Here is a 13,237-nt window from a genome sequence, read left to right on the forward strand (position 1 = left end):
CCGGAGTGCGAGAAGGCTTACTTCTCGAAGCCCACGTTCTCCACCGGCTGGATGCCGAAGAGGTCGAGACCCACGTAGGGCTCGGGCGTGAGGTTCGCGAGACCCTCCTTGACGGTCCAGATCTCCGGGCCGTTGAGGACCGGGATGATGCCCCAGGTCTTGGCGAAGATCTCGGACTCCATCTCCATGGCCTTCTTGGTCTGCTCGACCGGGTCGGAGATGGTCTCGAGCTCGTCGTGGATCATCTTGTCGATCTCCTCGGTGCCCGTGCCGGACAGGTTCAGGCCGCTGTCCGAGCAGTACAGCTGGCAGAACCAGGCAGCACCGAACGGGTCGGACGACGTGAAGTTGAGGAAGAAGATGTCACCGTTCTGCGTGGTGTAGTCCTCAGCGAAGTCCGCCGACGGGCGGGTGTCGATCGTCACGCCGACGCCGATCTCCTTCAGCTGCGCCTGCACCGCGAGCGAACGCGCGCGCGCGGTCTCGGTGTCGGAGTGGACCGGGAAGACGAGCTCCAGGCGGTTGCCGTCCTTCTCGCGGATTCCGTCAGCACCGGCGACCCAGCCCGCGTCGTCGAGGAGCTTGTTGGCACCCTCGGCGTCGCCGTCCTTGCGACCGGCCTCTTCCAGCGCGTTCACGTAGTCGGGCTGGAACGAGAAGAGCGTCAGCGAACCGGCGGGCTCCTCGGTGTAGTTCAGGCCGTTGAAGACGATCTCCTTGACCTGCTCGATGTTGATCGCAGAGAAGATGGCCTTGCGCACGTCGAGCTCGGTCAGAGCCGGGTTCGCCGCGTTCAGCGTGAAGATGGCGTTCGCAGTCGCCTGACCCTTGTAGGTCTTGACGCCCTTGAGGTCCTCGACCTGAGCGAGCAGCTCGGCGCTGCCGGTCTCGGCCATGTCGACCTCGTCGTTGCGCAGCGCGTTGACGGCGGCGGTCGGCTCCATCTGGATGAAGCTCACCTTGTCGAGCAGCGGCTCGTTGCCCCACCACTTCGGGTTCGGGACGAGCGTGACGACGCCACCGGTCTTGTCGAAGTTGTCGACCGTGTAGGGACCGGCAGCCCACTCCGGGTGCCAGTCGCCGAGGAAGGCGGTGTTGAACAGCTCAGGCGTGTTGACAGCCGGGTGCAGCAGCTGCGAGTAGACCATCTCGGGCCAGGCGAACTCGCCCTTGAAGGTGACGATGACGTCGCGCTCGTTCTCGCCGGCCTCGACGGACTCGATTTCCTTCCAGCCGTCGGTCGCGTTGGGCTGGTAAGCCTCGTCCTCGCCGTTCTGGGCCTTCCAGGTCGCCTCGAAAGCGGTGACATCGATCGGGGTGCCGTCGTTCCAGACAGCCTTCTCGTTGATCTTGAAGTGCAGGACGGTCTTGCCGTCCTCCACGCCGAAGGAATAGTCGTCGAGGTAGGCGTCGTTCTTGTAGACGGTGCCGTCCGGCTTCATGAGCAGGATCTGCGGCCGGAACCAGGTGCCGATCTGCGTGACACGCGCGTCGCCGTCACCGTGGAAGTAGTTGAGCTGCTCCGCGATGTTCGAGACGGGGATGCGCAGCTCGCCGCCGGCTTCGAGGTTCTCGCGGGGCTGGGGGTTGTAGTCAGCTCCTTCGACTGTCTGGGGGCCTTCGCCCGCTCCGCCGTTGCCGCCGTCGCCTGCTGGTGCACATCCGCTCATGGCGAGTGCGAAGGCGCCGCCGAGAGCGACGATGCCCATCAGCTTCTGATGCCGTTTCATGGTACTCCTTAGTGCCTGTCGGCCTTACTTGGGATAGGGGCAGACTATCTCCGCCCCTCGCGCGCGAATCGCATTGCGCACAGAACCGTTATCGGACTGTGCACAATTGTCCGCGGGTCAGTTGGCGGGAACCGCCGCCGCGTCGAAGCCCTCCACGGGGAGGATGATCCGCTCACGCGTCCGCTCGATATCCGGATCCGGGATCGGGATGGCCGAGAGCAGCGCCTTCGTGTACGGGTGCTGAGGATCGTCGAAGACCTGGTCGACGTCGCCGTGCTCCACGAACGATCCCTTGTACATCACGGCCACGCGATCGGCGATGTGCCGGATCACGGCGAGGTCGTGCGCCACGAAGAGATAGGACAGGCCGAGCTTGGCCTTGAGCTCGTCGAGAAGGTTGATCACGCCGGCCTGGATCGACACGTCGAGCGCCGAGACGGGCTCGTCGAGGACCACGATCTTCGGGTTGGTCGACAGGGCGCGCGCGATGCCGATGCGCTGCCGCTGACCGCCGGAGAACGCCGTCGGGAATCGATCGCTGTGGGCCGGGTCGAGTCCGACCAGGCCCATGAGCTCCTCGACGCGGTCGAACACGTCGTCCTTGCTCATGCCGATCGCGAACATCGGCTCGGCGATGATGTCCCACACCGTCATGCGCGGGTCGAGAGCGCCCATCGGGTCCTGGAAGACGATCTGCAGGTCCCGGCGGAGCTGGCGCTCCTGCGCGCGGTTCCTGATGTCCGCGACGCTGGTGCCGGCGATGCGGATGTCGCCGTCCTGCTGCTTGACGAGGTCCATGATCTGCAGCAGGGTCGTCGTCTTGCCGCTGCCGGACTCGCCGACGATGGCGAGCGTCTCGCCCTGGCGGATGTCGAAGCTGATGCCCTTGACCGCGTGGACCTCGCCGACCTTGCGCTTGAACAGCGCGCCCTTCATGAGCGGGAAGGTCTTGCTGAGGTTCACCGCCTCGAGAGTGATCGGGCGCTCCTCGCGGGGCACCTGGTTGAGTCTGCTCTCGGGGATCTCCGGCACCGGGTAGACCGGCAGTCCGCCGATCCGGCCGTCATCGTCGATGTCGTCGGCGCGGATGCACGCCACGGTGTGATCGGAGTGCCCGCCGGTGGCGACCGGCAGCAGATCGGGCTCCCGCTGGAGGCAGGCGTCCATCACGATCGGGCACCGCGAGGCGAACGGGCACGCGTCCGGCAGGTTGATCAGGAGCGGCGGATTCCCCTTGATGGGGATCAGCGGGACCTTCTCCGTCTTGTCGACGCGCGGGATGGCGCCGAGCAGGCCGATCGAGTACGGCATCCGCGTCCGGTAGAACAGCTCGCGGACGGGTGCATGCTCCACGGGCTTGCCCGCGTACATCACGAGCACGTCGTCGGCGGTCTTCGCCACGACGCCCATGTCATGCGTGATCATCATCATCGCGGCGCCGGTCTCGTCCTGCGCTTTGGCCATCAGGTCCAGGATCTGCGCCTGGATCGTGACGTCGAGAGCCGTGGTGGGCTCGTCGGCGATGATCAGCTTCGGGTCGTTCGCCATCGCGATCGCGATCACGACGCGCTGGCGCATGCCGCCGGAGAACTCGTGCGGGAACGACCTCATCCGGCGTTCGGCCTCGGGGATGCCGACGAGCTTGAGCAGCTCGACCGATCTGCTCCAGGCCTCCTTCGCGGAGAGCCGCCGGTGCACCGTGAGCGCCTCGATCAGCTGGTCGCCGATCGTGAACACCGGCGTGAGCGACGTCAGCGGGTCCTGGAAGACCATCGCCATGCCGTTGCCGCGGATCATGGAGAGCTGCTTGTCGGTCTGCCCGATCAGCTCCTTGCCGTCGAAGACGATCGATCCGGTGACCTTGGCGTTGTCGTCCAGGAGGCCCATGATCGCGAGCGACGTGACCGACTTGCCCGAGCCGGACTCGCCGACGATGCCGAGGGTCTTCCCGGCCTCCAGGTCGAAGGAGACGCCGCGGACGGCATCCACCCTTCCCGCCTCGGACGGGAAGCTGACCTTCAGATCGCGGACGGAGAGAACAGTACTCATGCGCGACCTCCAGCCGCCGAGGTCGGATCCAGGGCGTCGCGCAGGCCGTCGGCGATGAGAGCCATCGACACGGTCAGCAGCGTGAGCGCCGCGGCGGGGAAGTAGAACAGCCACGGGGCACTGACGAGAGTGCTCGATCCGTAGCCGATGAGGGCACCCAGCGAGACGTCGGGCAGCTTCACGCCGAAGCCGAGGAACGACAGCGCCGTCTCGGTGAGCACGGCCGACACGACGCCGAGCGTGAAGTTGATCACGAGCAGCGAGCCGATGTTCGGGAGCATGTGCCTGATCACGATGCGCATGCCGGAGAGTCCGGCGTAGCGCGCGGCGTGGATGTACTCGCGTTCGCGGAGGGAGAGCGAGAGCGTCCAGATGATGCGGGCGGGGAAGAACCATCCCACGACGAAGATCATCACGAGCGAGATCACGAGCCAGTTGCCGCCGGCGTCGTTCGAGATCATCGCGAGGATCAGGAAGTTCGGGATGACCATCATGAAGTGGATGATGGTCACCATGATGCGCTCGTAGACGCCGCCGAAGTACGCGGCGGTCGCGCCGACGATCGCGGACAGCGCGGTGATGCCGACGGCGACGAGCACCGCGATCATCATGGAGCGCTGCAGACCGACCGCGACCTGCGCGAAGTTGTCGTTGCCGGAGCCGTTGGTGCCGAACCAGTGATCGGCCGACGGGCCCTTGCGCAGCGACAGGAAGTCGAGATCCGTGTGGCTGTACGGGGAGATGAGCGGGCCGACGATCGCGAAGAGCACGAGCAGCGCCAGCACGACGACGCCGAGCACCGCACCGCGGTTGCGCAGGAAGCGTCGCGTGTAGAGCGTCAGCATCGACGTGCGCTTGCGGTTCTTCGGCTTCTGGCCGATCTCGGGGGACACCCCGATGGTTTCGAGGGACATCAGCTCACCCGCACTCTCGGATCGAGGACGACGACGGTCACGTCGGCGAGGATGGCGCCGATCGCCGTCATGAGGGCACCGAACGCGGCGACGGCGACCGTGCCGTGGATGTCGTTGTTGTTCAGTGTCTGGATGAAGTACCTGCCCATGCCGTTCCAGTTGAAGATGGACTCGGTGAGCACGGCGCCGGTGAACACGGCCGGGATGGTGAAGGCGACCTGCGTCGTCACCGGGATGAGCGACGTCCGAAGCGCGTGCTTGCGGATCGCCTGCTGCTTGGTGAGGCCCTTGGCGCGCGCGGTGCGCACGTAGTCGGCCTTGATGTTGTCGAGCAGCAGCGAGCGCTGCAGGAAGTGGATCGACGCGTAGCCGGTGAGCACGAGACCGAGAGTCGGCAGCGTCAGATGCTGGAGCACGTCTATCAGCACGGGGAAGAAGCCCTCGACGCCCTGACTGGACGAGCCGACGACGTAGAAGACGGTCGTGCCGACGAGGTTGTTGAAGTTGATGGCGAGCAGCACGAGCGCGAATCCGGCGACGACGGTCGGGATGTTCATCGTGATGATGCTGGTGCCCTGGCCGATCCGGTCGGCGAGCTTGTACTGGCGGGAGGCGGTGTACACGCCGAGCCCGATGCCGAGGACGGTCGTGAGGATCGTCGCACCCAGGACCAGCTCAGCGCTGACCCAGACCCGGTAGGCGACCTGCTCGTTCACGGACTCGCCGGTCGGACCCATGCCCCAGTCCCAGCGGAACAGGATGCCGGAGAACCAGGTCCACCATCGTTCGATGAGAGGGACCGACTCGCTCAGGTTGCGGGGACGGAGCAGGTTGTCGATCTGCTCCTGCGAGAGAGGAGGGCGGCGGCCGACGTAGTTGTTCTCCGGGTCGAGATACAGCCACGCGAGGAAGTAGGTGATGTTCGTCGCCACGACGATCATCAGCAACCACCCGAGCAGGCGGCGCAACAGATACTTGATCAAGGGTGTGATTCTTTCTCTTCTACAGACGCGCGCGGGATCTGCCGACGCAACGCTGGGTCGGGTGGATATTCAATCACCATCCACCGTCTTGCGCGACGCGACGCTCCCACTTGGTCTGTGACTGAGTCGTATCGCTCTCGGGATTCAGTGTCACTGATCGCTCCCGGGCAACTTCGCGAGACTATCACCGGTTCCGCGGAATCGAGGATTGGCGCCCCCTGACCGTAGAATCGTGTGGACATGTCACCACGCGCTCTCACCCCGCTTCAGCCTGCCTCGACACCGGCTGCGCAGATCCGCAATTTCTGCATCATCGCCCACATCGACCACGGCAAGTCGACGCTCGCCGACCGCATGCTCCAGATCACCGGGGTGGTCTCCGACCGCGACATGCGGGCGCAGTACCTCGACCGCATGGACATCGAGCGCGAGCGCGGCATCACGATCAAGAGCCAGGCGGTGCGGATGCCGTGGCAGATCGAGGGCGAGACCTTCGCGCTCAACATGATCGACACTCCCGGTCACGTCGACTTCACCTACGAGGTCTCCCGGTCGCTGGCCGCCTGCGAGGGCGCGATCCTCCTGGTCGACGCCGCGCAGGGCATCGAGGCGCAGACCCTCGCGAACCTCTACCTGGCGCTCGAGAACGACCTCCACATCATCCCGGTGCTGAACAAGATCGACCTGCCGGCAGCGGACCCGGACAAGTACGCCAAGGAGCTGGCGTCCCTCATCGGAGGCAGGCCGGAGGACGTGCTGCGCGTCTCGGGGAAGACGGGCGTCGGCGTCGAGGAGCTGCTCGACCGCCTGGTCAGGGAGATCCCGGCGCCTGTCGGGGATGCCGATGCGCCCGCCCGCGCCATGATCTTCGACTCCGTCTACGACGCCTACCGCGGCGTGGTCACCTACGTCCGCATGGTCGACGGCAGCCTCTCGCCGCGCGAGCGGATCCAGATGATGTCGACCGGAGCGACCCACGAGGCGCTCGAAGTCGGAGTCTCGAGCCCGGAGCCGGTGCCCTCCAAGGGACTCGGCGTCGGCGAGGTCGGCTACCTGATCACCGGTGTGAAGGACGTCCGCCTGTCGAAGGTCGGCGACACCATCACCACGGCGCGCAAGCCCTCCACCCAGGCCCTGCCCGGCTACACCGACCCGAAGCCGATGGTCTTCTCGGGCATCTACCCGATCGACGGCAGCGACTATGCCGAACTCCGCGAGGCTCTCGATAAGCTCAAGCTCTCCGACGCCTCGCTGCAGTACGAGCCGGAGACGTCGGTCGCGCTCGGCTTCGGGTTCCGCTGCGGCTTCCTCGGACTCCTGCACCTCGAGATCATCACCGAGCGCCTCGAGCGCGAGTTCGGCCTCGACCTCATCACCACCGCACCGAGCGTGATCTACGAGGTGCTGACCTCGGACACCGGTGAGACCGTGACGGTCACGAACCCCAGCGAGTACCCGGACGGCCGGATCGGCTCGGTGTCCGAGCCCATGGTGAAGACGGCGATCCTACTGCCCAAGGACTACGTCGGCACAGTGATGGAGCTCTGCCAGTCCCGCCGCGGCACGCTGCTGGGCATGGAGTACTTCTCAGAGGAGCGCGTCGAGCTGCGCTACAACATGCCGCTCGGCGAGATCGTCTTCGACTTCTTCGACCAGCTGAAGTCGAAGACCCAGGGGTACGCGTCGCTCGACTACGAGCCGTCCGGTCAGCAGGAGGCCGACCTCGTGAAGGTCGACATCCTGCTCCAGGGCGAGAAGGTCGACGCGTTCAGCTCGATCGTGCACCGCGAGAAGGCGTACGCCTACGGCACCATGATGGCGGAGCGGCTGCGCAAGCTCATCCCTCGCCAGCAGTTCGAGGTGCCGATCCAGGCCGCGATCGGTGCGCGAATCATCGCCCGTGAGACCATCCGCGCGATCCGCAAGGACGTGCTCGCGAAATGCTACGGCGGTGACATCACCCGCAAGCGCAAGCTCCTCGAGAAGCAGAAGGAGGGCAAGAAGCGCATGAAGATGGTCGGTCGCGTCGAGGTGCCCCAGGAGGCGTTCATCGCCGCGCTCTCCGGCGACGTCGACGGCAAGGACAAGAAGTAGCGCAGGGCGGTGATGTGACCTCGCACGGCGCGGGGGAGTGTTCGCTCAGGGAACGCCAAGTAGTCTGGGTGTCATGCGGCGCGGGACTTTCCGAGACGACACGGTGGACTATGCGGCCGTGGGTGCGACCCACGCCCCGGATCTGATGCAGTACCCCCCGGAGCGCAGCATCCCGGCGGAGGAATCCTGGCGCATCGGCAGCGGCGCCGAGAGGTTCCAGAGCGCCGGTGAGGCACTGCTGTCATGGACGGCGCAGCGCGCCGCCGGTCTGAGCGTCGAGGATGTGCGGCCGGCATCCGGCCCCGCCTACGCCGGCGTGAGCTTCGATGCCGAGGGCAACGCGGTCTCGCCGAGCAGGCGCGACGTCGAGCAGCGCTTCGACGCGGAAGGCACCCCGTTCGCGGGGCCGGGGATGACCCTGCACCTCAAGGGACGCGTCGGCGGCATGCGCGCGGATGCCGAGATGCGCGTGATCTCGGTCACCGAGGACAAGCGCCGCGTGGGCTTCGTGCTCGGCACGGTCGGCGGCTCCGTGGTCAGCGGGGAGGAGTCGTTCGACCTGGATTGGCGCGAGGACAACGACGAGGTCTGGTTCACGGTCCGCGCGTTCGACGCCCCGAACGCGCTGCTCTACCGGACGATCCCCGCGCTCGTGAAGAGGCGTCGCCGCGAGCTCTTCGCCCGCTACCTGCGAGCGATCTCGCCGCTGTACGCGACGCCGGTCTGATGCCGCGTGCTTCGATCGCGGGTCCGCTCTGATGGCCGGCCCGCTCCCGCTCGGCGATCCGGCCCCCGCAGACGGCCGGCTGCCGGCGGATCTCCCGATCGACGTCGCCGTGCCGTTCTCCGCCTATCTGCACGTGCCGTTCTGCCGCGTGCGCTGCGGCTACTGCGACTTCAACACCTACACGTCCGGTGAGCTCCGCGGAGCGAAGCAGGAGGACTACGCGTCCACCCTGATCGCCGAGATCGACATGGCGCGCCGGGTGCTCGCCGATGCGGGTGCGATCCGCCCCATGGACACCGTCTTCTTCGGCGGCGGGACGCCGACGCTGCTGCCGGCCGGAGACCTCGCCAGGATGCTGGACGCCGCGGCATCCGCATTCGGACTCGCGGACGGCGCCGAGGTCACTGTCGAGGCCAACCCCGACACGGTGACGCCGGAGGTCGTCCGCACCCTCGCCGACGCCGGCGTGAATCGGCTCTCGATCGGCATGCAGTCCGCCGTGCCGCACGTGCTCGCCGCGCTCGATCGCACCCATCGTCCGGAGAACGTGACGACGGCGGTCGCGGCGGCGAAGGACGCAGGACTCGCCGTGAGCGTCGACCTGATCTACGGAGCGCCGGGGGAGACGCTCGGCGACTGGGAGGCCTCGCTCGACGCGGCCCTCGCGCTCGACTCCGACCACATCTCGGCCTACGCGCTGATCATCGAGGACGGCACCAAGCTCGCCAGGCAGATCCGGCGGGGTGAGGTGCCGACCCCCGACGACGACGTCCAGGCCGACATGTACGAGCTCGCCGACGCGCGGCTCGCCGCCGCCGGGTTCGAGTGGTACGAGGTCAGCAACTGGGCGCGCCCTTCGACCGGCTCAGGGACCCAGCGGGACAATCGCTCCCGGCACAATCTCGCCTACTGGCGCGGCAGCGACTGGTGGGGCTTCGGCCCGGGCGCGCACAGCCACGTCGCGGGTCTGCGCTGGTGGAATGTGAAGCATCCGGCGGCCTACGCGCAGCGACTCGCCGCAGCGGAGTCGCCCGCCGCGGGCACGGAGCGCCCCGACGCCGAGTCGCGGATGCTCGAGCGGATCCTGCTGCTCAGCCGCATCAGCGAGGGCATTCCGGTCGACGATCTCCCGCAGTCGAAGCGCAGTCGCGTGGCGGGTCTCATCGCGGACGGACTCGTCGACGCCGCGGCCGCGCTACGCGGCCGGGTCCGGCTCACGCTGCGCGGGCGGCTGCTGGCGGATGCCGTCGTCCGCGAGCTCACCGACTGACCTGCAGGCCCTCGCCCGGGGCGACGGGTAGAATTGGCACTCGAAACCAGTGAGTGCCAGACGGGAGGAGCTGCGATGGTCAGCGAACGAGGACTTCAGGTGCTCCGCGCGATCGTGCAGGACTACGTCGAGACCCACGAGCCCGTCGGCAGCCGCTCGATCGTCGACCGCTACTCGTTCGGCGTGTCGGCGGCGACGATCCGCAACGACATGGCCCTCCTCGAGGACGAGGAGCTCATCACCGCGCCGCATACCTCCTCCGGCCGGGTGCCCACAGACAAGGGCTATCGGGTCTTCGTCAACCACCTCGCGCAGCTGCGGCCGCTCTCTTCCGCCCAGCGCACCGCCATCGAGTCGTTCCTCGCGGACCCCGCCGACCTCGACGACCTGATGGCGCGGACGGTGCGCGTGCTCACGAGGCTCACCGGTCAGGTCGCCCTGGCGCAGTACCCGTCGTTCGCTCGCGCCCACCTGACGCACCTCGAACTCGTGGCGCTCGCGCCGAACCGGCTGCTGATCGTGCTCGTCACAGACGCCGGCGGCGTCTCCCAGCGCTTGGCGCCGCTGCCGGTCGAGGTCGACGAGTCCGACATGGCGCTGCTGCGCGCTCGCCTGTCCGCGCTCATCACGGGTCGTGCGGTGAGTGATGCGGCCGAACGGCTGGAGAGCCTTCTCGCCGCCGAGGAGCAGGCGCGGGATGCGGCTCTGCGGACTCTCGCCGCGATCATCGTCGACGAGCTCGGCGAGTTCAGGCAGGAGCGGCTCGTGATGGCGGGAGCCGCGACCCTCGCGCGCCGCGAGCAGGATTTCCGCGGCAGCATCCATCCGCTCCTCGAGGCCATCGAGGAGCAGGTGACGCTGCTGCGGCTGATGAGCGAGATGGAGACCGATGCGCATGGCCTCGCCGCCAGCATCGGCACCGAGAACGCGCCTTTCGGGCTCGGCGAGGCGTCCATCGTCGCCAGCAACTACGCCGCACCCAGCGGCACCGCACGGGTGGGCGTGATGGGCCCGACCCGGATGGACTACCCGAGCAATCTCGCGGCGGCGCGGGCCGTGGCCCGCTATCTGTCGCGGATGCTCGACGAGGACGAGGCGAGCCGCTGACGCGGACGCCCTGGAAACACGACGCAGAAGGGCCATTGTGGCGGACCACTATGAGGTTCTCGGGGTCTCCCGGGACGCTTCCATCGACGAGATCAAGAAGGCATACCGGCGTCTGGCGCGCCAGCTGCACCCGGACGTGAACCCTGGCGATGACGCCGCCGAGCGGTTCAAGCTGGTCACCCACGCCTACGACGTGCTCAGCGACGACGAGTCCCGCCGTCGCTACGACATGGGCGGCGGCGACGGAGCAGCAGGCAACTTCGGCGGCTTCGGCGGCTTCGGCGACATCTTCGAGACCTTCTTCGGGACGGCGCAGGGCGGCGGGCGCGGCGGACGCCCTCGTTCCCGGCGCGAACGCGGACAGGACGCCCTGGTGCGCGTGACGCTCGAGCTCGGCGACGTCGTGTTCGGCGCCCACCGCGACATCGAGGTCGACACCGCGGTGCTCTGCGAGACCTGCCAGGGCTCGTGCTGCCAGGAGGGCACCTCGCCCGTCACCTGCGACATCTGCGGCGGCACCGGGCACGTGCAGCGTCAGGTGCGCAGCCTCCTCGGCAACGTGATCACCTCCCAGCCGTGCGGCACCTGCGAGGGCTACGGCACCACGATCCCGTACCCCTGCGGCACCTGCGCCGGCCAGGGCCGCGTGCGCTCGCGCCGCACCGTCTCGCTCGACATCCCGGCGGGCGTGGAGACGGGGCTGCGCCTGCAGCTGCCCGGCTCCGGTGAGGTCGGCAAGGCCGGCGGGCCGAACGGCGACCTGTACGTCGAGGTGTCGGTGAACCCGCATCCCGCCTTCAGCCGTGACGGCGACGATCTGCTGGCGACGCTCGAGGTGTCGATGACGGACGCGATCCTCGGCACCGAGACCTCCATCGACGGACTCGACGGCGAGGTGGACCTCGAGATCCGCGCCGGCGTGCAGTCCGGCGACGTGCTCACCATCCGGGGCCGCGGCATCACGCCGCTGCGCGGCACCCAGCGCGGCGATCTCCGCGTCGGCGTGCAGGTGCTGACACCGACGAAGCTGGACTCGGCGCAGCGCAAGCTCATCGAGGACTTCGCGAAGAAGACCAAGGCGCCTGGGCCCCAGCTCGCGCAGTTCCAGCAGGGGCTGTTCTCCAAGCTCCGCGACCGCTTCCGCACGCACTGAGCCCATGGCACTGCACTTCGTGGTCGAATCCTCGTCCGAGGCCGCCGTCGGAGACGTCGTCTCGCTGACCGGCGCCGAGGCGAAGCACGCCGCGGTCGTTCGGCGTCTGCGCGTCGGCGAGGCGGTGACCATCGGCGACGGCGCCGGCGTGTGGCTGGCAGGACTCGTCGAGGACGTCTCGGCCGTCCGCGTCGACGTGCGGATCACGGAGCGGCGCGTCGCCGACCCGGTTCCGTCGCGCCTCGTGCTGGTGCAGGCGCTCGCGAAGGGCGACAGGGACGAACTCGCGGTGCAGGCCGCCTGCGAGCTCGGCGTCGACGAGATCGTGCCCTGGCAGGCGAGCCGCAGCATCTCGCGCTGGGAGGGACCGAAGGCGGTCAAGGGGCGCGAACGGTGGGCGGCGATCGTGCGCGAAGCCGCCAAGCAGGCACATCGTGCCTGGGTGCCGGAGGTGACGGCCCCCGTGTCGACCGCGCAGCTCGCCGAGCGCGCCGCGTCGCAGCGGCTGCTGCTTCTCGACCCCACCGCGACGATCAGACTGTCGGACCTCAACCCGGACGAGCGCGACATCGTCCTGGTCGTCGGCCCCGAAGGCGGCATCGCCGACGACGAGCTGAAGCGGCTGTCGAAGGCGGGCGCCGAACGGGTGCTGCTCGGGGACACCGTGCTGCGGACCTCCACGGCAGGGCCTGCGGCGATCGCGGTGCTGAACGTCGCGCTCGGACGCTGGTGATCTCTGCGATCCGGACCGCCCGCCGAGCGGCTGGGCGACCCAACTAAGCTGGAGACATGACGGAACCCTCGATCTTCACGCGCATCCTGAACGGGGACATCCCCGGCGAGATCCTCGGCGAGACCGAGCGCCTCTTCGCGATCCGTGACATCGCGCCGAAGGCGCCGGTGCACCTGCTCGTGATCCCGAAGACCGAGGAGTACCGCGACGTGGCCGAGCTCGCCGCAGGCGACCCCGGTCTGCTCGCGGAGCTCATCGCCTTCGCAGGTCGGCTCGCCGCCGAGCACACCGACGACGGCGACTTCCGTCTCGTCTTCAACACCGGCGCCAACGCCGGGCAGACCGTCTTCCACGTCCACGCGCATGTGCTGGGCGGCGGACTGAGCGAGAAGAGCCTCGGTGCCTGAGGACAGCATCCCCGAAGAGCGCAGCCTCACGCCGCAGCCGCCGGAGACCGTCGAGAAGATCTATGCGGAC

General features: G+C 68.0%; 11 protein-coding genes. 7 read left to right on the top strand and 4 right to left on the bottom strand.

What is annotated here, in order from left to right:
• Window positions 1–17 precede the first annotated feature (17 nt).
• From IPV10_RS11145 to IPV10_RS11160, 4 genes are all read right to left on the bottom strand, one after another.
• Entirely contained in the window at window positions 18–1,730 is a 1,713-nt protein-coding gene (locus IPV10_RS11145; RefSeq protein WP_207483811.1) for an ABC transporter family substrate-binding protein, read from the bottom strand.
• A 117-nt stretch (window positions 1,731–1,847) separates the two neighbouring features.
• Window positions 1,848–3,779, bottom strand: coding sequence for an ABC transporter ATP-binding protein (locus IPV10_RS11150; protein WP_207483814.1), 1,932 nt, complete (start codon window positions 3,777–3,779; stop codon window positions 1,848–1,850).
• Window positions 3,776–4,693, bottom strand: a complete 918-nt coding sequence (locus IPV10_RS11155; protein WP_207483817.1) for an ABC transporter permease — start codon at window positions 4,691–4,693, stop codon at window positions 3,776–3,778. The genes IPV10_RS11150 and IPV10_RS11155 overlap by 4 nt, the downstream gene beginning before the upstream one ends.
• Entirely contained in the window at window positions 4,693–5,676 is a 984-nt protein-coding gene (locus tag IPV10_RS11160; RefSeq protein WP_207483820.1) for an ABC transporter permease, read from the bottom strand. Before IPV10_RS11160 ends, IPV10_RS11155 begins: the two co-directional genes overlap by 1 nt.
• Window positions 5,677–5,916: 240 nt before the next feature.
• Between IPV10_RS11160 and lepA the strand changes: the two genes are divergently transcribed.
• The 7 genes from lepA to IPV10_RS11195 all read left to right on the top strand — a co-directional run bounded on the left by lepA (window position 5,917) and on the right by IPV10_RS11195 (window position 13,167).
• Complete coding sequence (gene lepA, locus IPV10_RS11165; RefSeq protein WP_207483823.1) at window positions 5,917–7,770, top strand: translation elongation factor 4; 1,854 nt, start codon at window positions 5,917–5,919, stop codon at window positions 7,768–7,770.
• Window positions 7,771–7,843: 73 nt separating this feature from the next.
• A complete protein-coding gene (locus IPV10_RS11170) occupies window positions 7,844–8,497 on the top strand; it encodes a DUF1990 family protein (RefSeq protein ID WP_207483825.1) in 654 nt (217 codons plus the stop codon).
• Window positions 8,498–8,528: 31 nt separating this feature from the next.
• On the top strand, window positions 8,529–9,767 hold the full coding sequence (gene hemW, locus IPV10_RS11175; RefSeq protein ID WP_207483827.1) for a radical SAM family heme chaperone HemW: 1,239 nt from the start codon (window positions 8,529–8,531) through the stop codon (window positions 9,765–9,767).
• Window positions 9,768–9,842: 75 nt separating this feature from the next.
• Window positions 9,843–10,874, top strand: coding sequence for a heat-inducible transcriptional repressor HrcA (gene hrcA, locus IPV10_RS11180; protein ID WP_207483829.1), 1,032 nt, complete (start codon window positions 9,843–9,845; stop codon window positions 10,872–10,874).
• Between the two features lie 37 nt (window positions 10,875–10,911).
• Window positions 10,912–12,027 carry a molecular chaperone DnaJ gene (gene dnaJ, locus IPV10_RS11185; protein ID WP_207483831.1) on the top strand — a complete coding sequence of 372 codons (1,116 nt, stop codon included), beginning with the start codon at window positions 10,912–10,914 and terminating at the stop codon, window positions 12,025–12,027.
• Between the two features lie 4 nt (window positions 12,028–12,031).
• Window positions 12,032–12,760, top strand: coding sequence for a 16S rRNA (uracil(1498)-N(3))-methyltransferase (locus tag IPV10_RS11190; RefSeq protein ID WP_207483833.1), 729 nt, complete (start codon window positions 12,032–12,034; stop codon window positions 12,758–12,760).
• A gap of 56 nt (window positions 12,761–12,816) precedes the next feature.
• Window positions 12,817–13,167, top strand: a complete 351-nt coding sequence (locus IPV10_RS11195) for an HIT domain-containing protein (protein ID WP_207483836.1) — start codon at window positions 12,817–12,819, stop codon at window positions 13,165–13,167.
• Window positions 13,168–13,237 lie beyond the last annotated feature (70 nt).

The sequence above is a fragment of the Microbacterium sp. SD291 genome (assembly GCF_017355365.1).
Lineage (GTDB): Bacteria > Actinomycetota > Actinomycetes > Actinomycetales > Microbacteriaceae > Microbacterium.

Excerpts from the sequence above, each read along its gene's own strand:
- IPV10_RS11145 (WP_207483811.1), bottom strand. The coding sequence starts at position 1,730 with ATGAAACGGCATCAGAAGCTGATGGGCATCGTCGCTCTCGGCGGCGCC.
- IPV10_RS11150 (WP_207483814.1), bottom strand. The coding sequence starts at position 3,779 with ATGAGTACTGTTCTCTCCGTCCGCGATCTGAAGGTCAGCTTCCCGTCC.
- IPV10_RS11155 (WP_207483817.1), bottom strand. The coding sequence starts at position 4,693 with ATGTCCCTCGAAACCATCGGGGTGTCCCCCGAGATCGGCCAGAAGCCG.
- lepA (WP_207483823.1), top strand. The coding sequence starts at position 5,917 with ATGTCACCACGCGCTCTCACCCCGCTTCAGCCTGCCTCGACACCGGCT.
- IPV10_RS11170 (WP_207483825.1), top strand. The coding sequence starts at position 7,844 with ATGCGGCGCGGGACTTTCCGAGACGACACGGTGGACTATGCGGCCGTG.
- hemW (WP_207483827.1), top strand. The coding sequence starts at position 8,529 with ATGGCCGGCCCGCTCCCGCTCGGCGATCCGGCCCCCGCAGACGGCCGG.
- hrcA (WP_207483829.1), top strand. The coding sequence starts at position 9,843 with ATGGTCAGCGAACGAGGACTTCAGGTGCTCCGCGCGATCGTGCAGGAC.
- IPV10_RS11190 (WP_207483833.1), top strand. The coding sequence starts at position 12,032 with ATGGCACTGCACTTCGTGGTCGAATCCTCGTCCGAGGCCGCCGTCGGA.
- IPV10_RS11195 (WP_207483836.1), top strand. The coding sequence starts at position 12,817 with ATGACGGAACCCTCGATCTTCACGCGCATCCTGAACGGGGACATCCCC.